The 22,392-nt window shown below is 66.2% G+C and carries 20 protein-coding genes and 1 riboswitch; of the genes, 10 read left to right on the plus strand and 10 right to left on the minus strand.

Annotated features, from left to right (window positions below):
- The first annotated feature begins 67 nt into the window (after nucleotides 1-67).
- Both ACGFK1_RS06915 and ACGFK1_RS06920 read left to right on the plus strand, forming a co-directional pair.
- The gene (locus ACGFK1_RS06915; protein ID WP_393427494.1) at nucleotides 68-463 is read left to right on the plus strand and encodes a nitroreductase family deazaflavin-dependent oxidoreductase; all 396 of its coding nucleotides are present in this window, start codon (nucleotides 68-70) and stop codon (nucleotides 461-463) included.
- 41 nt (nucleotides 464-504) lie between these two features.
- Nucleotides 505-1,689 carry an acyl-CoA dehydrogenase family protein gene (locus ACGFK1_RS06920; RefSeq protein ID WP_393427495.1) on the plus strand — a complete coding sequence of 395 codons (1,185 nt, stop codon included), beginning with the start codon at nucleotides 505-507 and terminating at the stop codon, nucleotides 1,687-1,689.
- 83 nt (nucleotides 1,690-1,772) lie between these two features.
- On the opposite strand, the gene ACGFK1_RS06925 is transcribed toward ACGFK1_RS06920, so the two are convergent.
- Entirely contained in the window at nucleotides 1,773-4,388 is a 2,616-nt protein-coding gene (locus tag ACGFK1_RS06925; protein WP_393427496.1) for an ATP-binding cassette domain-containing protein, read from the minus strand.
- Between the two features lie 179 nt (nucleotides 4,389-4,567).
- On the opposite strand from ACGFK1_RS06925, the gene ACGFK1_RS06930 reads away from it, so the two are divergent.
- Nucleotides 4,568-5,041 (plus strand): hypothetical protein, encoded by a 474-nt coding sequence (locus ACGFK1_RS06930; RefSeq protein WP_393427497.1) that lies wholly within the window; start codon nucleotides 4,568-4,570, stop codon nucleotides 5,039-5,041.
- On the opposite strand, the gene ACGFK1_RS06935 is transcribed toward ACGFK1_RS06930, so the two are convergent.
- Nucleotides 5,024-5,668: a dihydrofolate reductase family protein gene (locus ACGFK1_RS06935; protein ID WP_393427874.1), complete on the minus strand. Its 645-nt coding sequence runs from the start codon at nucleotides 5,666-5,668 to the stop codon at nucleotides 5,024-5,026. The two genes, ACGFK1_RS06930 and ACGFK1_RS06935, sit on opposite strands and share 18 nt — an antisense overlap.
- A 29-nt stretch (nucleotides 5,669-5,697) precedes the next feature.
- Nucleotides 5,698-6,894 (minus strand): NADH:flavin oxidoreductase, encoded by a 1,197-nt coding sequence (locus ACGFK1_RS06940; protein ID WP_393427498.1) that lies wholly within the window; start codon nucleotides 6,892-6,894, stop codon nucleotides 5,698-5,700.
- Between the two features lie 58 nt (nucleotides 6,895-6,952).
- On the opposite strand from ACGFK1_RS06940, the gene ACGFK1_RS06945 reads away from it, so the two are divergent.
- Both ACGFK1_RS06945 and ACGFK1_RS06950 read left to right on the plus strand, forming a co-directional pair.
- A complete protein-coding gene (locus ACGFK1_RS06945; protein ID WP_393427499.1) occupies nucleotides 6,953-7,807 on the plus strand; it encodes a bifunctional methylenetetrahydrofolate dehydrogenase/methenyltetrahydrofolate cyclohydrolase in 855 nt (284 codons plus the stop codon).
- Entirely contained in the window at nucleotides 7,804-8,097 is a 294-nt protein-coding gene (locus ACGFK1_RS06950) for a DUF3017 domain-containing protein (RefSeq protein ID WP_393427500.1), read from the plus strand. Before ACGFK1_RS06945 ends, ACGFK1_RS06950 begins: the two co-directional genes overlap by 4 nt.
- 6 nt (nucleotides 8,098-8,103) lie before the next feature.
- On the opposite strand, the gene ACGFK1_RS06955 is transcribed toward ACGFK1_RS06950, so the two are convergent.
- From ACGFK1_RS06955 to ACGFK1_RS06965, 3 genes are all read right to left on the minus strand, one after another.
- On the minus strand, nucleotides 8,104-8,745 hold the full coding sequence (locus ACGFK1_RS06955) for a zeta toxin family protein (protein ID WP_393427501.1): 642 nt from the start codon (nucleotides 8,743-8,745) through the stop codon (nucleotides 8,104-8,106).
- Between the two features lie 9 nt (nucleotides 8,746-8,754).
- Nucleotides 8,755-9,105 carry a type II toxin-antitoxin system prevent-host-death family antitoxin gene (locus ACGFK1_RS06960; RefSeq protein ID WP_393427502.1) on the minus strand — a complete coding sequence of 117 codons (351 nt, stop codon included), beginning with the start codon at nucleotides 9,103-9,105 and terminating at the stop codon, nucleotides 8,755-8,757.
- 68 nt (nucleotides 9,106-9,173) lie between these two features.
- On the minus strand, nucleotides 9,174-10,340 hold the full coding sequence (locus ACGFK1_RS06965; protein WP_393427875.1) for an Ig-like domain-containing protein: 1,167 nt from the start codon (nucleotides 10,338-10,340) through the stop codon (nucleotides 9,174-9,176).
- A gap of 361 nt (nucleotides 10,341-10,701) precedes the next feature.
- Between ACGFK1_RS06965 and ACGFK1_RS06970 the strand changes: the two genes are divergently transcribed.
- Together ACGFK1_RS06970 and ACGFK1_RS06975 are read left to right on the plus strand one after the other, a co-directional pair.
- Nucleotides 10,702-11,292: a fasciclin domain-containing protein gene (locus ACGFK1_RS06970; protein WP_393427503.1), complete on the plus strand. Its 591-nt coding sequence runs from the start codon at nucleotides 10,702-10,704 to the stop codon at nucleotides 11,290-11,292.
- 104 nt (nucleotides 11,293-11,396) lie between these two features.
- Complete coding sequence (locus ACGFK1_RS06975; RefSeq protein WP_393427504.1) at nucleotides 11,397-13,046, plus strand: LCP family protein; 1,650 nt, start codon at nucleotides 11,397-11,399, stop codon at nucleotides 13,044-13,046.
- Nucleotides 13,047-13,087: 41 nt separating this feature from the next.
- On the opposite strand, the gene ACGFK1_RS06980 is transcribed toward ACGFK1_RS06975, so the two are convergent.
- A complete protein-coding gene (locus ACGFK1_RS06980) occupies nucleotides 13,088-14,026 on the minus strand; it encodes a transglycosylase SLT domain-containing protein (RefSeq protein ID WP_393427876.1) in 939 nt (312 codons plus the stop codon).
- A gap of 229 nt (nucleotides 14,027-14,255) precedes the next feature.
- Between ACGFK1_RS06980 and ACGFK1_RS06985 the strand changes: the two genes are divergently transcribed.
- The gene (locus tag ACGFK1_RS06985; protein ID WP_393427505.1) at nucleotides 14,256-14,852 is read left to right on the plus strand and encodes a TetR family transcriptional regulator; all 597 of its coding nucleotides are present in this window, start codon (nucleotides 14,256-14,258) and stop codon (nucleotides 14,850-14,852) included.
- Nucleotides 14,853-14,857: 5 nt separating this feature from the next.
- A complete protein-coding gene (locus ACGFK1_RS06990) occupies nucleotides 14,858-16,414 on the plus strand; it encodes an FAD-dependent monooxygenase (RefSeq protein WP_393427506.1) in 1,557 nt (518 codons plus the stop codon).
- A 25-nt stretch (nucleotides 16,415-16,439) separates the two neighbouring features.
- On the opposite strand, the gene ACGFK1_RS06995 is transcribed toward ACGFK1_RS06990, so the two are convergent.
- From ACGFK1_RS06995 to ACGFK1_RS07005, 3 genes are read right to left on the minus strand one after another with little or no spacing between them, the layout of a single operon-like run.
- Nucleotides 16,440-17,171, minus strand: a complete 732-nt coding sequence (locus tag ACGFK1_RS06995) for a class I SAM-dependent methyltransferase (protein WP_393427507.1) — start codon at nucleotides 17,169-17,171, stop codon at nucleotides 16,440-16,442.
- Entirely contained in the window at nucleotides 17,168-18,301 is a 1,134-nt protein-coding gene (locus ACGFK1_RS07000; protein WP_393427508.1) for a homoserine O-acetyltransferase, read from the minus strand. The genes ACGFK1_RS06995 and ACGFK1_RS07000 overlap by 4 nt, the downstream gene beginning before the upstream one ends.
- The gene (locus ACGFK1_RS07005; RefSeq protein ID WP_393427509.1) at nucleotides 18,301-19,689 is read right to left on the minus strand and encodes a bifunctional o-acetylhomoserine/o-acetylserine sulfhydrylase; all 1,389 of its coding nucleotides are present in this window, start codon (nucleotides 19,687-19,689) and stop codon (nucleotides 18,301-18,303) included. Before ACGFK1_RS07005 ends, ACGFK1_RS07000 begins: the two co-directional genes overlap by 1 nt.
- 107 nt (nucleotides 19,690-19,796) lie before the next feature.
- A riboswitch (SAM riboswitch) is annotated at nucleotides 19,797-19,916 on the minus strand.
- A 226-nt stretch (nucleotides 19,917-20,142) separates the two neighbouring features.
- On the opposite strand from ACGFK1_RS07005, the gene ACGFK1_RS07010 reads away from it, so the two are divergent.
- Nucleotides 20,143-22,392, plus strand: coding sequence for an NADP-dependent isocitrate dehydrogenase (locus ACGFK1_RS07010; protein ID WP_393427510.1), 2,250 nt, complete (start codon nucleotides 20,143-20,145; stop codon nucleotides 22,390-22,392).

A 22,392-nucleotide genomic window follows, 5' to 3' on the forward strand; every position in this document is an offset into this window, starting at 1 on the left:
TCCACCCGCCAGCAGCGGCGCGGGGGCATAGCGTGGAAACAACTTCCACAGGTGAGGAGCTTTTGGGATGCCAGCACCGCGATGGGTTGCCAAGGCCAACAAAGTGGGCCTGAACCGGCTCACCAAGTTCATCGCGCCGTGGGCGCCGGGGTGGGCGGTCGTCATCCATCGGGGGCGCACGTCGGGTGAGACGTACCGAACTCCGCTGTGGGCGTTCCGTCGTGGGGATCGATACGTGATCGCGCTGACCTACGGGCCCGGCGCGGACTGGGTCCGTAATGTTCTCGCCGCGGGGGGCTGCGACCTCGAGAGTCGACGGCGGCATTACCAGCTGGGTTCTCCGCGGCTGTACCGCGATGAGAGCGCGTCCGACATGCCGGCGTTCATTCGGTTCATGCTTCGTCGCGTCATCAAGGCGCCCGATTTCCTCAGTCTCGACATCGTCGTCCCGCATCGGGCGTGAAGGCGCTGCAAAGTGTGCGCGAGCGCGTACGGTCTTCGACCATGACGTCGACTGCTGGACTGGGAAGTCATGTCGTGGCGCGGGCGCGCGGCATGCGCGAGCTTGTGATGGCCGAGGCCGCCGAGTCGGAACGCCTGCGCACCTTGACGCCTGCGATCGTCGAGGCGATGTGGAACAGCGGCCTGATGTCCTCGTTCAACGCCGTCGCCGCGGGCGGAGTCGAGCCCTCATTCTCGGAGATGATCGAGACATGGATCGAAATGGCATGGCAGGACGGCTCGTTCGGGTGGTGCGGGATCGCGAACCTGCCGTCGACGTTCGCCGCAGGTGCATATCTGCCCGATGAGGGCTTCGCCGAGGTGTTCACCGCCAACGACAACCGAATCACGATGGGCGGTCAGTTCTTCCCGAATGGCCAGGGGCAGTCGGTCGACGGCGGCTACCGATTGACCGGGTCGTGGAGCTTCGGTTCCGGAACCGGGCATTCGCAGTACATCGCGGCGGGATTCATGCCGATGGACGACGGCGAACTCCGGTGGATCAGTGAGGGGCTGCCCGACATGCAGGTCGCGATCGTGCCGCGCGACGACGTCACGTTCACCGACGGCTGGTTTGTCCAGGGACTCAAGGGAACCGGCTCCTACGACTACAACGCCGCGGATGTCTTCGTGCCGGAATACCGGACGTTCCCCCTGTTCGCCCGCGAGCCACACCGGGGTAGCTCGCCCGCCACCAGGATGGGCCTGATGCCCGTTACCGCCGCGGGCCACGCGTCATGGGCGCTCGGAGTGGCCAAGAGCATGCTCGACGACGTCCAGGAGTTGGCCGCCACCAAGTTCCGGATGAGTGACATGGCGTCACTGGCCAGCAGGCCGACCTTCCAGAAAGGGTTGGCGCACCACGTCGCATCGTGGCGGGCGGCCCGCCTGCTGGTGCTCGACGCGTTCACGGCCGCCGAGGCCGCCGTCGCCGCCGGCGACGACCTGACGCCCGCGCTGCGCGCGGATATGCGGGTGGCCGCCGTCTACGCCACCGATGTCGCGAGGGCGTGCGGCCAGTGGGCCCACCTGGTCGCGGGCACCAGTTCGATTCGCGAGGGCAACCGCCTCGAGCGTGCCTTCCGCGACATCTACACCGGCACGCAGCACGCCTTCATCAGCGAGAAGGTGGCCATCGACGCCGCCCAGATCTGGCTCGGCATCATCGAGGACCAGCCCGGACTCTAACGGCGAGCAGACGCAAACCTGCCCATTTTCCGCGGTTTTAGGGCAGTTTTGCGTCTGCTCGCGGAGGAGGTCTCGGGAAGAACTCAGCCGCCCTTGAGGCGGATCTTCCACCGCACGAAGCTGACATAGCCGACGCAGATCGCCCCGAGCATGGCCATGTTGAACCACCATGCGCCAGGCGTGTGGCGCCAATGCGAGTCCTGTGGCGTCAGCGGTCCTGGCACGAGGCGCAAGAGATCGATGGTCGACGCGGTACTGGCGAAACCCCACCGGGCGGGCGTGACCCACGACAACTGGTCGAGCACGATGCGTCCGGTCACCGGGATCATGCCGCCCTGGAACACCAACTGCGACATGATCGCGATCACCAGCAGCGGCATGATCTGCTCGTTGGACTTGGCCAGCGCTGAGAGCGCCAACCCGGTCATCGCCGCCGCCACGCAACAAGCCGCCACGTCGACGTACAACTCGAGGGTTCGCGGGGGAATCACCGCGCCGTGTTCCGTGGCGCCAGGGCCCCACTTCTTGCCCCAGACGTTGATGCCGACGACGATCGCGGACTGCATCAACGCGAACCCCGCGAACACGAAGACCTTGGCCAGGATGTACGCACTCGTGGACAGCCCAACGGCCTGCTCGCGCAGGAAGATCGCCCGTTCTCCGATCAGCGCGCGGATGGTCAACGCGGTGCCCATGAAGATGGCGCCGACGTTGAGAAGCACCAGGATCTGCCCCGGTTCGTTGGGCGCCTCGCCGCCCTTGATCGCGGGCACGGGCACACCGAAGCCGACGTCGCCGGGCACCGACAGCGACAGCACGCCCATGATGAACGGCAGGAACGCGAGGAAGACGAAGTACCCGCGGTCGGACACGATCAGCCGCATCTGACGCCGCGCGATCGTCGAAAACTGGCGCCGCAGACTGGTTTTCGTCGGCTGGCCGAGATCGGTGGGCTTCTGGGCGGGCGGCGGCGGTGGCGGCGGACCATGCTGGGCGAGGAACCGTTGGTTGGCACCGTCCGGGTCACCCGCGACGGTGCTGAAAATGTCGGCCCAGTTGGTGGTCCCCATCGAAGGGCCGATCTGGCTTGGCGGACCGTAGAACGCCGTCATGCCGCCGGGCGCCAGCAGCAGCACCTGGTCGCACACGTCGAGGTACGTCAGCGAGTGCGTGACCACCAGGACCACGCGGCCCGCATCGGCCAGTTGGCGCAGCATCGTCATCACCTGACGGTCCAGCGCCGGGTCGAGGCCCGACGTCGGCTCGTCGAGGATCAGCAGCGACGGACCGGTGAGCAACTCCAGCGCCACCGATGCGCGCTTGCGTTGTCCGCCAGAGAGTTTGTCGACGCGAGTGTCGAGGTGCTTGGTCATCTCGAGTTCCTCGAGCACCTCGTTGACCACCTGCTCGCGGTCGGCCTTGTTGGTGTCGGGGGGCAGCCTCAGTTCGGCGGCGTACATCAGCGCCTGCCGGACCGTGAGTTGGCCGTGCACCACGTCGTCCTGGGGCACCATGCCGATCCTGGAGCGCAGTGACGCGTACTCGGCATGGACGTCGTGGCCTTCGAAGGCCACCGTGCCCGTCGTCGGATGGGTGTAACCGGCCACCAGTCGCGCGAACGTGGACTTGCCCGCGCCCGACGGGCCGATCACCGCGGTCAACGTGCCCGGGCGCGCTGACATCGAGATGTTGTTGAGCAGCGTCTTGTTGCCCTCGATGGTCCACGTGACGCCGTGCACTTCGAGGCCGCCGGTTCTGGTCGCGGCCTCGGTCTCCGTGCGGCGAACCAGCGTGCCGCCACGGAACACCATGTCGATGTTTCCGATGGTGACCGTGTCACCGTCGTGCAGCACCGCCGAGTCGACGCGGGCGCCGTTGACGAACGTGCCGTTGATGCTTCGGTTGTCGAGGATCTCGGTGCCGCCCGGAGTCGTCACCAAGGTCGCGTGGTGGCGGGAGGCCAGCACGTCGGGGATGACGATGTCGTTGTCGGTGGCCCGGCCGATCTTGATCGACCCCGGCGGGGCCTTCGGCGCACCGCCCGGCCGCAGGATCCTGAGCATGCTGGTCGCGAGGTTGCCCTCGCTGGTCCGCGGTGCGGCCGTCGGCCCCAACTGGGTGACCGACTCGAGATCGGGGGATGCGATCGACGCCTGCGACACGGGAACCGGCCGCCGCACCGGCTGCGACATGCTCGGGGCGTGCGACGGACCGCTCGGATAGGACTGCGGGCCCGACGGGTACCGCGCCTGCGTCCCAGACGGATACATCGGCTGGTGCGGTGGCGGGGTCGGCGGGCGCGTCGTCGGCGGTTGGGGCGGATAGCCCGGCGCGGGGCGCGCGGCGACGGGCACCGACGTGGTCTGCAGCGCGGTGCCCGCCGACCCCTGATGCCTGCCGACCTCGAACGTCAGCGAAGGACCGTCCGGATTGCCGACGTTGACCTGCAGGCCGTCGTGGATGTCGGCGGTCGGCACCCGGCGGCCGTTGACATACAGGCCGTTGAGGCTGCCGTTGTCGATTGCGACCCAACGGCCCTGGTCGAACCGCAGCACCAGGTGGGCACGCGAGATCAGCGGGTTCCCGACGCGGACGTCGGCGCGCAGGTCGCGGCCGACGACGACGTCGTTGCCGGGCGCGAACGTTCGTGTGGAGCCCTCGTACCGAACGGTCAGCGCGGGCGGGTTAGGTCGGCTCATCGGCAACGACTCTATCGGTGTTGCGGTCGATTGCGGTGCTGGTCGGCTGGCGCGTCAGGGCGTCGCGCCGAGGCGATCGTCGAACGGTGTGCGCGGGCCTTTATAACGCCTAGTTAACTTCTCGGTCCCGCTCCGGCGCGTCGTGTCAGCCGGTGCTCTGGTTCGTGATCTGCTAAGGCATGCGGTCTGTGAAAGCCACCGCATGGCGGTACGGCAAATCGAGGCGGGCGATGCTCCCTGTGCTGCTGGTGTGCGCAGGCATCATCGTCGCGCTGGCCGCAGCCAACCTGCTCGCGAAGGCGGGTGCCGAGCCCGGTGTCATCCAGACCGACGATCGCGGATTCGTCGACAAGGCGGCCCGCTGCGACACGCCCAAATCCGCCCTGGCCCTTGGCCGTACCGAACAGTCGCTGGTCGCCATCTGCGTCGACGGCAGTGGCCACTACGAGTACCGCGGCATGCGGGTGAAGGACGACTACGCGCTCAAGGTTCCCGGCGCCGTGATGCTGGCTGGCAAGTATGTGGCCCGCAACGCGAACTTCACCTACATCTTCTCGCCGAAGGAACTGATGATCCTGCAGGGCTGGGGATGGCTGATCCGCAAGGAGCCGATGGTCGCCTACGTCGAGCCGCGGCTACCCGTCGGCGGCTAGCCGATCGGGCGCGCTCATATCGCCCGTCGCGGGGGTGCCGTCGGCAAGCCCGTAGCGCAGATACACAGTGCCTTTGGCACTGGCGGCCGGCGGTTCGAGAAGGGTGAGGTTGGCGGGCACCGCGCCGCCGTCGAACACCTTCTTGCCGACGCCGAGTGTGAGCGGATGAACCCACAGGTCGAGGCAGTCGAACAGCCGCTCGCGCAGCAGGGTCTGCACCAGGTTCAGGCTGCCGACCACCCGCACCTGCTCGTGCCGGTCGCGGATCTCGCGCACCGCGGCGGCAAGGTCGGGGCCGAGTTGCGTCGACCCCGCCCACGACAGGTCGGGCGTGCCGCGCGAGGCCACGTACTTCGGCACCCGGTTGAACAATGTCGCGATGTCCCCGTCCTGGCCGCCGCCGTCCTGGTGCGGCCAGTATGCGGCGAAGATGTCGTACGTCCGCCTGCCGAGCAGCAGCGCGTCGGTGCCCCGGTAGGCGGCGTCGATCTGGCCGCCGACGGCGTCGTCGATCAGCGGTGCCTGCCAGCCGCCGAACGGGAAGCCCTCAGGGTCCTCGTCGGGGCCGCCTGGCGCCTGCCCGACGAGGTCGAGCGTTGCAAACAATTCGATCGAAATGAGTCCCATGCCCTGTAGACCGGCACGGGCCCATGAACTCATCGCAGCGGTATCAGCCGATCCGGCGATCCGGTGACGACACAGTGGGTGTGGCTGTAGATCGTCGACATGCAGACGTTGCAGTGCGTGCACGCCGACCTGACGGTGCTGTCTGCCTGGATCCTGTTGAGCAGATCGGGCTCAGCCAGCAGCGCGCGGCCCATCGCGACGAAGTCGAAACCCTCGGCCATCGCGAGGTCAATGGTTTCGCGGTTGGTGATGCCGCCGAGCAGGATCAGCGGCATCTTCAGTTCGGCGCGAAACAGCTTGGCGTCGCGCATCAGGTAGGCCTCACGATATGGGTATTCGCGGAAGAACTTCTTGCCGGTCATCCGGATGCCCCACCGCAGCGGCGGTTTGAAGGCAGCGGCGAATTCCTTGACCGGAGCGCCGCCGCGGAACAGATACATCGGGTTGACCAGCGAGCTGCCCGCGGTCAGTTCGAGGGCGTCGAGCCCGCCGTCTTCCTCGAGCCACTTCGCGGTCTGCAGGGACTCTTCGGTCGAGATGCCGCCGCGGACGCCGTCGGCCATGTTCAGTTTCGCGGTCACCGCGATCTGGTCCTTGACCGCGCGCCGCACCGCCGTCACCAAGCCGCGCGCCACCTTCGCGCGGTTCTCGAGCAAGCCACCGAATTCGTCGGAACGACGGTTGATCAGCGGGCTGAGGAACGAACTGGCGAAGTAGTTGTGGCCGAGGTGGATCTCGACCGCGTCGAAGCCGCAGTCGACCGCGTAACGGGCGGCGTCGGCGTGCGCGTTGGTGATGTCGGTGATGTCGTCCTTGGTGGCCTTCTTGGCGAAGCGCATCGAGAGCGGGTTGAAGAATCGCACCGGCGCGTACGCCGCCGCCTTGGTGGAGCGGGCGTTGGCGACCGGTCCGGCATGGCCGATCTGCGCGCTGATGGCGGCGCCCTCGGCGTGCACGGCTTCGGTCAGCTTCTTCAGTCCCGGCAGGGCTTCGGGCCGCCACCAGAGCGCATTACCCTCGGTGCGGCCGCCCTTGGATACCGCCAGGTACGCCACCGTCGTCATGCCCACGCCGCCCGCCGCGGGCAGTCGGTGATAGGTGATCAGGTCGTCGGTGACGAGCGCGTCGGGTGTCGACGCCTCGAATGTCGCCGCCTTGATGATCCGGTTGCGCAGCGTCACCGGGCCGAGCTTGGCCGGGGTGAACACATTTGGCTGAGTGTTCATATCAGGGCAGCATGCCAGACTGGGTTCACAGGCGAGCGAAGCGACGGGAGATTGTTGCGTGGGTGCGATCACACTGGACGGTAAGGCCACGCGCGACGAGATCTTCGTCGACCTCAAGGAGCGGGTGGCGGCCTTGACCGCCGCGGGCAGGACTCCAGGACTTGGCACCGTGCTGGTCGGCGACGATCCCGGTTCACAGGCCTATGTGCGGGGCAAGCACGCCGACTGCGCGAAGGTCGGCATCAACTCGATCCGGCGCGACCTGCCTGCCGACATCAGCCAGGCCAAGCTGGACGAGACCATCGACGAACTGAACGCCAATCCGGAGTGCACCGGCTACATCGTCCAGTTGCCGCTGCCGAAGCACCTCGACGAGAACGCCGCCTTGGAGCGCATCGACCCCGGCAAGGATGCCGACGGGTTGCACCCGACCAACCTCGGGCGGTTGGTACTCAACGAGCCCGCGCCGCTGCCGTGCACACCGCGCGGCATCGTCCATCTGTTGCGCCGCTACGAGGTGGAGATCGCGGGCGCGCAGGTGGCGGTGATCGGGCGTGGTGTCACGGTCGGCAGGCCGCTAGGCCTGTTGCTGACCCGCCGGTCGGAGAACGCGACGGTGACGTTGTGCCACACCGCAACTCGTCATTTGCCGCAGCTGACCCGCGAAGCCGACATCATCATCGCCGCCGCTGGGGTGCCGCACATGGTGACCGCGGAGATGGTCCGCCCGGGGGCAGCCGTCGTCGATGTGGGGGTGTCGCGCGACGATGCGGGCAAACTGGTCGGCGACGTGCATCCCGACGTATGGGAAGTGGCGGGTCATGTGTCGCCCAATCCGGGCGGGGTGGGGCCGCTGACGCGGGCGTTCCTGCTGACCAATGTCGTCGAACGCGCCGAAGCGCTCGCCAAGTGACGCTGAAAGAGTTCACCCGCAAGGTGTTTGGCGGGCAGTGGCCGATCCTGTTGGTCGGCGTGATCATCATCGCCGCGTTCGGTCTTGTGGTTGCGGGCTACTGGCGACGGGGTGCGCTGGTGCTCGCCATCGGCGTCGGCGTCGCGGCGGCCTTTCGGCTGGCCCTACCCGACGATCGGGTGGGGTTACTGGCGGTGCGCAGTCGGACCATCGACTTCGTCACGACGGCATCGGTCAGTGCCGCCATGCTGTATGTGGCGTGGACGATCGACCCGCTGGGCACCAGTTAGCGTGGGTCAGGCCAGCTTGAGCGCGGCGGCGACGATCGGCTTCGCCCACTCCGGTGTCTGCGAAAGATCCTGCGGACCAACGATTTCCCCGTGGTCGAGGTGCAGCACCAACACCGGTCGCGGCGTGTGTCCGGCCGTTGGGTCGGCATCCGCGGAGTTGTCGTAGACCCGCAGTTCGGTCAACTGCGGCAGCAATTGCACGAGATTGAGTCTGCTGTGCCGCCAACGGCGTCGAATGCTGGATTCCGGAATGTCGTGACCGCCTGCCTGCACACGGTGGCGGACCCGCTCGAGGTGCAGATCGGGGCTGGCCAACCCGACGTAGAAGACGCGTACTTCGAACCCCTTCGACGCCGCCTCGGCGAGCAGCCGCGGCATGGTACTGCCACCCAGCGTCGTCTCGAATGCGAAGTCCTTGCGTTCCTCGATCGCCCGCTCCAGCAGGCGTCGCCCCTGATGCCACGCCGCGGCGTTCGCCTTGAGCTGGTCGAGTCCCGGGTTCGCGGCCATCAATTGGCGTGCCGCCTCGTCGGGGTTGAAGTAGTCGGCGCCTGCCGCCCGGAACATGGCGCCGCCGACGCTGCTCTTGCCGGCACCGTTGACACCGGCGAGGACGTAAAGGCGCGGTGGTTGGGCCTTGTGGGCCATGCGGTGTGGTCAGCGCTTGGCGCGGGCCGCCTTGACCGCGGCGCGGCCCAGCTGCTCGGGTGAGGCGTCGAACGCCGATGCCATCGCCGTCCTCGCCCGCGGGGTCTGCATGGTTTCCAGCAAGCGGTCGAAATCGTCGGACAGGTCGTCGAGGGCGGGCGCGCTGGCCTTGGTCAACGCTTCGAACTCGGCGTAGGACAACAACACCGCCTTCGGCGTGTTGTGTTTGGTGATCGCGACCGCACCGCCGAGGGACGCCTGCTCGAAGATGGTGCCGAACTCATTCTTGAAGCGCGTTGCCGCCACGGTGGGAACGTCGACCAATTCGCCGTCCCGGTTGCGGAAAGTCAATGTAGGCATATGGCCAGTCTAGCCGTTATGTCCCAAATGGCCATTATGGCTCATTTGGCTGCCCGCGCCCCGTTGTCTTACTGCAACGCGCTGCCCTTGCGCCACTGATCCCACGGAATCGTCCAGTCGCCGTTTTGTGCGATCGTGAGGGGCGGCCCGCCTGTGTTTCTGACTTCGACGACGTCACCTGGCACCGAGAAGTCGTAGAACCATTTGGCGTTGTCCCCGTTGAGGTTCAAGCACCCGTGGCTGGTGTCGGTATTGCCCTGCGCCCATATCGTCGCGTCGAGCTGGTGCATGTAGATGCCGTCGGTGCTGATGCGGGTGGCGTAGTTGATGGTCTCGCGGTAACCGAGCCTGGAGTTCTTGGGTAGACCGAACGTCGAGGAATCCATTACCACCGGATTGCCCTTGTCCAGCACCGTGTAAATGCCCGGCGGGGTCCAGAACGACAACGTCCGGTCGGCCACCTGCTCGGTGCCGCCCATCCCCATCGAGGTGGGCATCGTGCGCACCAGTGTGCCGTTGCGGTAAACGCTGACCTGGTGGGTCTGGTCGTCGGCTATCGAGACATGCGACTCGCCGATGGTGAACTTGAGATGCTCGTCTTGTTGACCGAAAACGCCCTGCGCCAACTGAATTCCGTAAACTTTCGCCTCGACAGTCACCGTTGTGCCCGGCGAGTAATAGTGTTCCGGGCGCCAGTGCGCGTGCTGGTCGTCCACCCAATTCCAGGCACCCGCCACTGGGGGAGAAGCTGTGACGGTCAGGTGCCGTTCGGCTTCGGCCTTATCGGTGATCGGCTCGTCGAAGTGGGCCACGATGACGGTGCCCACTCCATAGGTGGCGCCATCGGCCAGTGCGGCCTCCGACGTCGTTTCGAGTGAGACCTTGGTCTGGTTCGGCGGGGTGAGCGTGGAAAATGACACCGGTTGTGTGGAAGCCTTTCCGCCCGGTCCGCGGCTGCTGACAGTCAGCGTGTAGGTGCGACCGTAGCCCAGCGGCACGACGGGATGCCACACCTTCGCATCGGGAGTGAGCACACCGTCGACGCGCTTGCCGGCGTCATTGACCATGACCACATCGGTAAGCGTTCCGCTCTGCGCGCTAACCGACACGGGGGCGACGGGATCGACATCGCGGGCGCCGGGCGCGGGCTCGATTCTGACCGACGCGGGTTCATCGGGATTCGGGACTACCGCGGGTGTCGCGTCCGTCTGGCAACCCGCCGTGCAGAGCACCATCAATACCGCTGCCACTGCATAACGAACGAGGCTGTGCTGCTTGGATTTCGGTACGTTCGGCGGCGTTGCGTTCATGTTCCGGTTCTGACCCCTGACCAGCGGCTTTAGTCCGTTTCGGGTACCCGCGGCACCTCGGGTCTAATCGATGCACCTGTGCAGGGGGCGAGGGCTTGTTGGCCCATCCGGCGGGAAGACGTCGGCATCCAGGCATAGGGATCGAGATGATCGGCGTATAGGGACGACCGGTGAGCCTGACAACCATCGGTGTCCGATCTGCCTCGAACAACAGCTCAGTCGGTCACCACAGCAGCGGGGCCGGAATGACAACGACCACCACGGTCAGAACGGGTAACCACAGGACGTGACGTCCTGGCACTTCCGCTTGGGGGCGACCGCGGTGGCCGTCGCGACAATGCTGGCGGTGTCGATCGGGAGCGCCGGCGCCGCACCCGTCGCGGATCCCATCGGCCCTTCCTGCGCGCTCTATGCACCGCAGGGCCGAGCGAACGCGGGCTCGGCGGCCGCTGCAGCACAGCAGCCGGTGAGCGTTTTCCTCACGAGCGACCCCAAACTCAGCGCTCTGAGCGCGGCACTGTCCGGCAAACTCAACCCCGCCGTGAACCTGCTCGACATCCTCGACGCGGGCGAGGTCACCATCTTCGCGCCGGCTGATAGCGCTTTCTCCCGATTGCCCGTCGAGGCGACCGCCGCCCTGCGAACCGACGCCGCATCGCTGACACGGCTGCTGAACTACCACGTGATACCCGGACGGTTCACCCCCGCCGACATAGACGGCACGCACAAGACCCTGCAGGGCAGCGAGCTATCCGTCACGGGCCCCGCTGATCGGTTGTGGGTCAATGACGCACTAGTGCTCTGCGGCGGAATCATCACCGCCAACGCCACGCTCTACCTCATCGACACCGTGCTGACGCCACCACCTGGATGGTGAACCATTTGACCGCACCCGACGCCCCCAACGCGCGACGGAGATTCGCGTCAATATTTTCGCGGCGCGATTAGGTGCCTGTCGGCGGGGATATGGTGCGCTTTGTTATGACTGCTCCTGATTATGCAGGTGGCGCCGGACGAGCCAACCCCGGCGCGCGGCGGCCGCGGCACCGGCGGCCTCGCCAGCGGGCCGAGCACGGGATTCCGCGCGGTGCCAAGGTGCTGGGGGCAATCGTTTCAGCGCTGACCTTGGTCGTTTCGGGCATCGGCTGGGTGGAATTGCACCGGGTTGCCAAAGTCATCACCACGTCCGAGGCGCTGGCCGAGGAGCCCTCATCCCCGGGAGCCGATCAGAACATCCTCATCATGGGGCTGGATACCCGCCGCGACCAGCGGGGTGGCCTGTTGCCATACGACCTTTACGACGCGCTGCACGCCGGTGACGAGCACTCCGGCGAGAACGATGCGGATGTCCTCATCGTGCTCCACATCCCCGCCGGAGCCGGGTCGGTCACCGCGATCTCCATCCCGCGCGACGACTACGTGGACCTGGTCGGGTGCCCGGTGCCGGGATGCCGAGGCAAGGTCAAGCATGCCTACAGCTTGGCCTATCAGCAGGTGATCGGCCGTGGGGATGCGGCGCACGGCCAGGCGGCGGAGAACGCTGCTGATGCGAGCGACGTTGCGGCGGCTGAGCAGCGCGCGCGCGAGGCCGGCCGCAAGGCCGAGATCAGGACGATCCGACGCCTGCTCCAGATACCGATCGATCACTTCATCGAGGTCAGCCTGGCAGCCTTCGTCCAGATCGCCCGGGTGGTTGAACCCATCACCGTATGCCTGCAACACGACACCTCCGACCCGTACTACTCGGGTGCAAACTTCCGTGAAGGCATCCAGCAGATCAGTGCGGCCCAGGCAATGGCGTTCGTCCGACAACGACGCGACGTCAACGATGCGATGTTCACCGACCTTGACCGCACCAGACGCCAGCAGGCGTTCATCGCCTCACTGCTCGCGGGTCTGCGAGACAGCGGGGCGCTGTCGGACCCACGGGCGCTGCAGCATCTTGTCGATGTCGCGAAAGACAATGTTGCAGTCGACGCCGGCTTTGACTTGCTCGGTTTCGTCCGGTACGCAGCCACCCTCAGCGAGCGCCCGCTTTCGCTGTACACACTGCCGATCACCGAGTTCAGCCGCACCTCGGATGGTGAAGACGTCAACATCATCGACGTGCCGACCATCCGCTCCATCGTGCATAGTGTGCTGTCCACTCCAGCTTCGTCGGGCAGCGTCATCGCGACCGGACAGGTCCCGAGCACGACACGGGTGACCCCGCCCGGCGTCGTGCTCAACGTGGTCAATGGGGCTGGTCGGGAGGGGCTGGCGTCTTCCCTCGAAAAGTATTTCGCCAAAGGCCAATTCACCGAAGGCCTAGCGAGCACTGCCGACAGAGTCGTGGAAGCCAGCAGCATCGGGTACGGCCTTGGCGCGCAGGCAGCGGCCACCGCGCTCTCCGATCAACTGGATCTCACCGCGACCGCCTCTGACGCGGTCGCGCCCAACACGGTTCAGCTCACCGTGGGCACCGATTTCGATGCGGAGGATTATCTCAATCGCGATGGTTCGACACCGGAACGGTCGACTGGCCCGACCACGACCGTCAGTACGGTGGCAGCCGGCGCCACCGGCACGGAGGCGCCGGCCCCGACGAACCTCACCCGCATGAGCGGTCAGGACGTGCCGTGCGTGCGATAGCACCAGAAGGTGAACTGTGGCAGGTTTGCCTCGAGTTCGGCTCAATTCGGGTGGGTCGCCAGGTAGTCCGCGACGGGGATCGGTGAGGTCGCAGAGTAACCGACGGGGAGAACCACGTCACCGGCGGTCGTGTTGTAGTAGACGTCCCACCGGTAGTACCCGGCATACGCAGCGGGATCGGCTGCGAGCACCGCTGCGTAGTCGTTGACCGCTTGCACGTATTGGTGAGAGTTGTTGTACCGATACAGAGCCGAATCGCGGTCGTCGGCAAAGCCGTTACCGGCGAGATAGCGGCCGGCTGCCATGATGCTGTCGCGGGTCGAGAGGATGTCACCGCCCTCGCTGTAGGCGGCAAAGGTCGAGGGCAAGAACTGCATCGGGCCTTGCGCGCCAGCGGTGCTCACCCCGGCGATGCGCCCGAAGCCGGTCTCGATCAGGTTGATCGCCGCCAGATAGGTCCATCCGACGCCGGACGCCGATTCCGCCGCGCGGTAGTGACTCAACAGCTCCTCAGCCGACTTCGGTGGGTCGATGCGCCACGCCGGCAAAGTGCTCTTTCCTTGGCCCTTGCTCATCGCGGTGAGTTGCCGACGCGCGTCGACATTGCGGTCATAGATTTCCAGGAGTGACGGCGGGACTTGGCGGCGCGCGATGGGATCCCACTCGGGATGGCGTCCGAGCGCGCGGTAGGCCGCTTGCTGTCGGCGCGCCGCCGCCAACAACACAGCCTCCGACGACGCCGGATCGCGGAGCGCCCGCTCATCGGCGACGAGGTCGTCGGCCAGGTGTGCCGGGTCGGACGCCAGCCGCCACTTCGTAGGAGCGGACGACGGCCGCGACGGCGAAGGCGAGAGCGTGGTCGCCGTGGCCGCCGCAGCCGTTGTGGTTGACGGCCTCGCCGGCTCTGCGCAGCCGACAACGACCAACAGGATCAGGATCACGGCCACAGAAAATGGCGTGGCGCGCCGGATTGGACGGATGCTCGCAACCACCGAACGCGCCGGGGTGGCGTCGACACGCGTTTGGCTCAAGGTGTTCATCTCACGGGATTTCGTTCAAGGTTGGCGGGGGTGCAGAGGTAATCCGCCCACTGAAGTGTCGCGTATCCGATCGTGCGACATCAAGGGGTGCGTCGGTGCGGTCGAGCAAGCCGTAGAGTGCACAGTAGGCAATTTTGCCTGCTGTGCAAATACCGGTTAGGCTGGGCGCGTGAGGACGGGTCTTCGCGAGCGCAAGAAGCTCGACACTCGCTGGGCGCTCAGCAATGCCGCGTTGAAACTCGCGCTCGAGCGGGGGCTCGACAACGTCACCCGTGAAGACATCGCCGACCGGGCCGGTGTGTCACTGCGGACGTTCAACAACTACTTCGCAGGAAAGTACGAGGCGGTTGCCTTTCGACAGATTGATCGAATGCGCCAGAGCTTGGCGGTATTCCGAGAGCGGCCCGCCGACGAACCACTGTGGTCGGCGATCACCGAGGCAATGCTCGCACCGCTGGAAGCCGCTGGCGCCGCAGGCGTCCGGCCGACACCCGATGAGTTGGCCGTGATCCGCGAACTGCTGTCCGCCCGCGATATGCGCGCGGCGCTGACGCGCGAAGTGTTCATCGACTGGGTCGACGCGATCGCCGAACGCACCGGGACGGACCCGGTTCGCGATATGTACCCGCGGCTGGTCGCCGCCGTCGTCAGGGCGGTCGGTGAAACGGCGATGGAGACGTATGCCAATGCCGATCCGCCGGTGGCCTATACCGAATTGCTTCGCCGCGGCTTTGCCGACGTCGCGGCCGGACTGCCCGAAAGGTGACGCCCATGCCTGAAAACCAAGTCTCCGTGGCCATTTCGGGGGCGGGCCCCAACGGCTTGATGGTGGCCTGCGAACTGGCGCTGGCCGGTGTGCGGCCCGTGGTGCTGGAGCGACTGACTGCACCCAGCGACGAGCCCAAGGCCAACGGCTTGGTCGGGCAAGTGGTCCGGATGCTCGACATGCGCGGGCTCTACCAGACGTTTACCGGGTCCTGGGAACCGCCAAAACCCATGTACGAGTGGATTTTCAGCGGTATGCGGGTGCCGTTGTCCGGGATGTCGGACAGTCCGATGTATGGGCTGGGCATCCAGCAGCCACGCCTGGTCCGGCTTCTACTGGAGCGCGCGCACCACCTCGGCGTCGACGTGCGATGGGGGCACGAGTTGATCGGCGCTGACTGCTATTCGGACGGTGTGGCGGTCACCGTGTCGACCGCCGACGGAACGTACCGGATCGACGCGGCCTATCTCGTCGGGGCGGACGGCGGCCGCAGCACGGTGCGCAAGCTGGCGGGCATCGACTTTCCCGGCCACACGTCGGACATGGTTGCCCGTATCGCGCATGTCAGCGTGTCGGATGAAATGCGCTCCGCGACAGGCGGTGTCGATGTCCCCGGTTTCGGAAGCCTGCCGTTCGGGCACAACCGCCTCGACAACGGTGGGTTCATTTTCGCCGAGATGGAACGCGGCAGGCCGATGGTAGGAACCATCGAGTTCAACGGGCAGGTCGATGATTCGGCACCCATGACCCTCGAGGAGTTGCGTGCCAGTGCCCGACGCGTACTTGGCGTCGACCTGCCCGTCGAAGCACCCGTCGGTGACGGGCCACACGCCCTGCGTCGCATCGCCGGGCAGAACACCCGGCAGGCCGATCGATACCGGGTGGGAAACATCTTCCTGGTCGGCGATTCCGCCCACGTGCACTCCGCGATGGGTGGGCCGGGTTTGAACCTCGGCATGCAGGACGCCATGAACCTCGGCTGGAAACTGGCCGCCGCCGTCAACGGGTGGGCCCCCACGGGTCTGTTGGACACCTATCACAGTGAGCGATTCCCCGTCGGCCAACGCGTGATGATGCAGTCGTTGTCGCAGACCGCACTCTTCCGCCCCGGACCTGAGATCGCCGCGCTCCGAGAGCTTTTCGCGGAGCTCCTGCAACTGCCGGGCGTCGGTGCACACATGGCGCATCTGCTTGCGGGTTCCGACGTCCGCTACGACACCGGCGACGACCACCCGCTGTCGGGGCGGCTGGTGCCGGATCTGACCTTCGTCGACGGGTGCCGGGTGGCGGACCTGCTGCACCGGGGGCGTCCGGTGGTGCTTGACCTATCCGGACGGCTGGGTGACGCCGTTGACGGGTGGGCGGACCGTGTGGACGTCGTCGTCGGCTCCAGCGACAACACCGACGCGTGCGCTGTGCTCATCCGCCCTGACGGCTATGTCGCCTGGGCAGCAGACGATTTCGAGGCGGCCGACAGGGACCGGTTGGGCACGGCCCTGCACAGATGGGTCGGCGCGCCCTCCCGTGGCCAATTGAGACACGAAAATCGCGAAACCGCGTGACAGAACTGGCCGTTCGGCGCGACAGCTAGGCCAAGTTGGCCCTGATGCCCACCGTGACGTACGGCAGCGCCAAGCCGTTGGTGCTGGCCAACGCCGGGTGGGTGGCCAGCAACTCGCGGACCTGGTCCAGCGTGCGGGTGCGCACATTCTCCGGAGACGTGATGCAGTAACTGCGCGAGGCGACCAGGTCGATCAGCGCTTGCGGGGTCAGGTAGCTCGTCCACTCGACATGGTGGCGCTCGACGTCGGTGAACGGGGCGGGCAGCGTCACCTGGTGACTGAACGGGTCTTCTTCGTGGCCGATGATGCGGCCCAGATCCTTGACCCAGCCCAGCCGCTCGTCGCGGGTGTTCCACACCAGGCCGAGCCGGCCGCCGGGCCGCAGCACGCGCGCGATCTCCTTGGCGGCGAGTTCTGGGTCGAACCAATGCCAGGCCTGGGCCACCAACACCGCGTCGACGCTGTCGTCGGGCAGCGGGATCTCCTCCGCGGTGCCCAGCAGCGCGGGCGTATCGGGCAGCGAATTGCTCAGCAGCTCCAGCATTTCCGGGATCGGGTCCACCGCCACCACGCCGAGTCCGCGTTCGACGAGTCGGGTGGTCAGCTTTCCGGTGCCCGCGCCGAGGTCCAGCACGTCGACGGTGCCGTCGGGCAACAACCAGTCGATGGCCTCCGGCGGGTACGACGGCCGCCCTCGCTCGTATGCCGCGGCCTCCGCGCCGAACGACAGTGAACGCTGCTGCCTGGACTGGCTCACCTTTCGGCCAACTCCAACGTGCGACGAATCAGCTTGCCCACCGCCTCGGTCTCCAAGAGAAAGCCGTCGTGGCCGTAGATGGAGTCGACCACGTTCAGCTCTGTACAACCCGGCAGCAGCTCCGCCAATTCCTCCTGCAGCCGAATTGGGTACAACCGGTCCGAGGTGATGCCGCCGACGACCACGGGCACCTGGCAACCGCGCAATGCCGCCTCGACGCCGCCGCGGCCGCGGCCCACGTCGTGGCTCGACAACGCTTCCGACAGCGCCACATACGTGCCGGCGTCGAAGCGTCTGAGCAACTTGCGGCCCTGGTGCTCCAGGTAGCTCTGCACCGAGTAACGGCCACCGGTGGCGGGGTCCTCGTCGCCCTGCGGATCGTTGCCGAACCTGGCGTCCAGTTCTTCCTCGCCGCGGTACGTCAGATGTGCGAACCGTCGCGCGATCTCCATGCCGACGTCGGGGGCGCGTCCGGTGCCGTAGTAGTCACCGTTGCACCAGTTCGGGTCGGACTTGATCGCTGCGATCTGCGTGCTCTGGGTGCCTATCTGATCGGCGGTGGCGCGCGCGCCGACGGCCAGCACCAGCGCGGCCCGCACCTTGTCGGGGTGCCCGACGATCCATTCCAGTGCCCGTGCGCCGCCCATCGAACCGCCGACCACCGCCGCGACCTCGGTGATGCCGAGCGCGGCCAGCGCGGCGACGTCGGCCTCGACCTGGTCGCGCACGGTGACGAGCGGAAACCTCGAGCCCCAGGGCTGTCCGTCCGGCGCAATCGAACTGGGGCCCGTCGAGCCGCGGAAGCCGCCCACCACGTTGGTGGCAATGGCGCACCAGCGGTTGGTGTCGATCGGTGCACCCGGCCCCGCGACACCTTCCCACCAGCCCTCGGTCTCGTCGCCAGGCCCGGACGGACCGGTGACGTGCGAGTCGCCGGTCAGCGCATGCAGCACCACGACCACGTTGTCGCGGGTGGGCGAGAGTTCGCCCCACCGCTGCAGCGCGATTGTCACGTCGTCGATGACCGCGCCGTTTTCCAGCGTCAGCCGGCCGATGTCGACATAGCCGACTTCGCCTTCGGCGGGCAGCGGTGCGGATTGCACGTCGACTTCCAGATCAGACAGAGTCATCAGAACGCCGCCGCGGCTTTGGGATCCGCAGCGCCCGACGAGTTGAACGGTTTGGCGGCGGCGAAGCCCTGTTCGAGGTCGGCGACGATGTCGTCGATGCCCTCGATGCCGACCGCAAGGCGGACCAGGCCCGGCGTCACGCCGGTGGCCAACTGTTCCTCAGGGGTGAGCTGGGCGTGGGTGGTCGACGCGGGATGGATCACCAGGGACCGCACGTCGCCGATGTTGGCCACGTGGCTGTGCAGGGTCAGCGCGTTCACGAACGCCTTACCCGCGTCAACGCCGCCTGCCAGCTCGAATGCCAGCACCGCGCCGGTTCCCTTGGGGGCCAGCTTCTTTCCGAGCTCGTACCACGGCGACGTGGGCAGCCCGGCGTAGTTCACCGAGACCACGTCGGGATGACCGGCCAAGTACTCGGCCACATTCTGCGCGTTGGCCACATGACGTTCAACGCGCAGGCTCAACGTTTCCAGCCCCTGGGCCACCAGGAAGGCGTTGAACGGCGCGGCGGCCGAGCCGAGATCGCGCAGCAGTTGCACGCGCGCCTTCAACGCGAACGCGGGCGGACCGAGTTCGGCGAACACCACACCGTGATAGCTGGGATCGGGGGTGGTGAAGCCAGGGAACTTGCCGTTGGTCCAGTCGAAGGTGCCGCCGTCGACGATCACGCCCGCAATCGCCGCCCCGTGTCCGCCCAGGTACTTGGTCGCCGAGTGCACGACGATGTCGGCGCCGTGGGACAGCGGCTGGATCAGATACGGCGTCGCGATCGTGTTGTCGACGATCAGCGGTACGCCGTGGTCATGCGCGACTGCCGCGACCGATGGGATGTCGAGCACATCGATCTTGGGATTGGAGATCGTCTCCCCGAAGAAGGCCTTGGTGTTGGGCCGCACGGCCGCCCGCCAGGAGTCCAAGTCGTCGGCGTCCTCGACGAAGCTGACCTCGATGCCGATCTTCGGCAGCGTGTAATGGAACAGGTTGTAGGTGCCGCCGTACAGCCGCGGGCTGGACACGATGTGGTCGCCCGCGTTGGCCAGGTTGAGGATCGCGAAGTGCTCGGCCGCCTGGCCGGAGGCCAGAAACAGCGCGGCCACGCCGCCCTCGAGAGCCGCGATGCGCTGCTCGACGACGTCCTGCGTCGGGTTCATGATCCGGGTGTAGATGTTGCCCGGTTCGGCCAAGCCGAACAGCGCCGCCGCGTGCTCGGTGCTGTTGAACGTGTACGAGGTGGTCTGGTAGATGGGCAGCGCCCTGGCGTTGGTCGCGATGTCCGGGGTCTGGCCCGCGTGAACCTGCTTGGTCTCGAAGGACCAGTTCGCAGAGCGAGGCTCGTCCGAGCGACCATCGGCTTGAGTCGGGTCGCCGGGGGTGTTTTCGGTGCTCATGGGTGTTCTCCTGATGTGATGGGCCCGGTTGGGGGTGCGTCGACGCACTCAGCGACAACTGCGCACGCCGGACCTCCGCCTGTCTTCTCTGGGGGCCCGTCACAACGGACCCGCGCTTGCCGGTAGCCGGTCGCGGCTACTCAACCTGGTCAATCACCCGGGGCACCCCACCGCGGTTGGAGGGTTGCCGGCCAGCAAGCCGGGGCTTGACGCTGGCACTCATGACCGGACAGAAGCGTATCTCATGTCGCTGACTGGGTGCCAGCGCCGTGCCGACCGCCTGCAATCGTCGTCGTGTCAGCCGGCCGAAGACATCGGGTGAAAGTCCCCATCTTCTGCGGGACGGAAGCTACTGGTCGGTAGGCAAAGCTGGCCCCTCGCGCGCCTGGCGGCGCTTGTACTCTGGCGCGCGACAGGACAGATACAACGAAACTGACGCCGGGAGAAGACCACATGAGCGCCGAGCAGCCGACCATCATCTACACGCTGACCGACGAGGCGCCGATGCTCGCGACGTACGCGTTCCTGCCGATCATCCGGACCTTCACCGAGCCGGCGGGGATCAACGTCGAAAGCAGTGACATCTCGGTGGCGGCGCGCATCCTCGCCGAGTTCTCCGACCGGCTCACCGAGGAGCAGCGCGTCCCGGACAACCTGGCCACGCTGGGCGAGCTGACTCACAAGCCGGACACCAACATCATCAAGCTGCCGAACATCAGCGCATCGGTGCCGCAGCTGCTGGCGGCCATCAAAGAGCTCAGGGCCAAGGGCTACGACCTGCCCGACTACCCGGGCGAGCCTAAGAACGAAGAGGAAAAGGCGATCAAGGAGCGCTACGCGAAGATTCTCGGCAGCGCTGTCAATCCCGTTTTGCGGGAAGGTAATTCGGACCGGCGTGCGCCCAAGGCGGTGAAGGAGTACGCACGTAAACATCCGCACAGCATGGGCGAATGGTCGCAGGCGTCGCGCACGCACGTGGCGACCATGAAGGAGGGCGACTTCTATCACGGCGAGAAGTCGCTGACGCTCGACAAGGACCGCAAGGTCAAGATGGTGCTCGAGACACAACGTCCAGATGGGTCGAGCGAGACCATCGTGCTCAAGCCGGAGGTGGCGCTGGACAACGGCGACATCATCGACAGCATGTTCATGAGCCGCAAGGCGTTGTGCGACTTCTTCGAAGAACAGATCGAGGACGCTTACAAGACCGGCGTGATGTTCTCGCTGCACGTCAAGGCCACGATGATGAAGGTCTCGCACCCGATCGTGTTCGGTCACGCGGTGAAGGTGTTCTACAAGGAGGCCTTCGCCAAGCACCAGAAGGTGCTCGACGAACTCGGCGTCAACGTCAACAACGGGATGTCCGATCTCTACGACAAGATCCAGGCGCTGCCCGCGTCACAACGCGAGGAGATCATCCAGGACATCCACGCCGTACACGAGCACCGCCCGGAACTGGCGATGGTGGATTCGGCCCGTGGCATCACCAACTTCCACTCGCCGAGCGACGTGATCGTCGACGCCTCGATGCCGGCCATGATTCGGCTCGGCGGAAAGATGTACGGCGCCGACGGGCGGACCAAGGACACCAAGGCGGTCAACCCCGAGTCCACGTTCAGTCGCATCTACCAGGAGATGGTCAACTTCTGTAAGACCCACGGCCAGTTCGACCCGACCACCATGGGCACCGTCCCCAACGTCGGGTTGATGGCGCAGAAGGCCGAGGAGTACGGCAGCCACGACAAGACATTCGAGATCCCGGAGGACGGCGTCGCCAACATCGTCGACATCGACACCGGTGAAGTGTTGTTGACCCAGAACGTCGAATCCGGCGACATTTGGCGCATGCCGGTGGTCAAGGATGCCGCGATCAAGGACTGGGTGAAGCTCGCGGTGACCAGGGCGCGGGCTTCAGGCATGACCGCGTTGTTCTGGCTCGACACCGAGCGTCCGCACGAGGTGGAACTGCGCAAGAAGGTCAAGGAGTACCTCAAGGAGCACGACACCGAGGGCCTGCACATCCAGATCATGCCGCAGGTGTGGGCCATGCGGTACACGCTGGAACGGTTGATCCGCGGGCAGGACACCATCGCCGTGACCGGAAACATCCTGCGGGACTACCTGACCGACCTGTTCCCGATCTTGGAGCTGGGCACCAGCGCGAAGATGTTGTCGATCGTGCCGCTGATGGCCGGTGGTGGCATGTACGAGACAGGCGCCGGTGGCTCGGCGCCCAAGCATGTCCACCAGCTGGTCGAGGAGAACCATTTGCGCTGGGATTCACTTGGCGAATTCCTGGCCCTCGGCGCGTGTTTCGAAGACATCGGCCGCAAGACAGGCAACGAGCGGGCCATCCTGCTTGGTAAGACGCTGGATTCGGCGATCGGGAAGCTGTTGGACAACAACAAGAGCCCGTCGCGCAAGACCGGCGAACTGGACAACCGGGGCAGCCAGTTCTACCTCGCCATGTACTGGGCCCAACAGCTGGCCGAGCAGACCGAGGACAAGGAACTGGCCGATCACTTCGCGAAGTTGGCGAAGACCTTTGCCGACAACGAAGACACCATCGTGTCGGAACTCGCTGAGGTACAAGGCGATTCGGTGGACATCGGCGGCTACTACTATCCCGACCAGGAGAAGACCACGGCGGTGATGCGGCCGAGCAAGACGCTCAATTCGGTACTGGAGTCGGCAAACGGCTGA

Source organism: Mycobacterium sp. NPDC048908, from assembly GCF_043197955.1.
In the GTDB taxonomy this organism is placed as follows: domain Bacteria; phylum Actinomycetota; class Actinomycetes; order Mycobacteriales; family Mycobacteriaceae; genus Mycobacterium.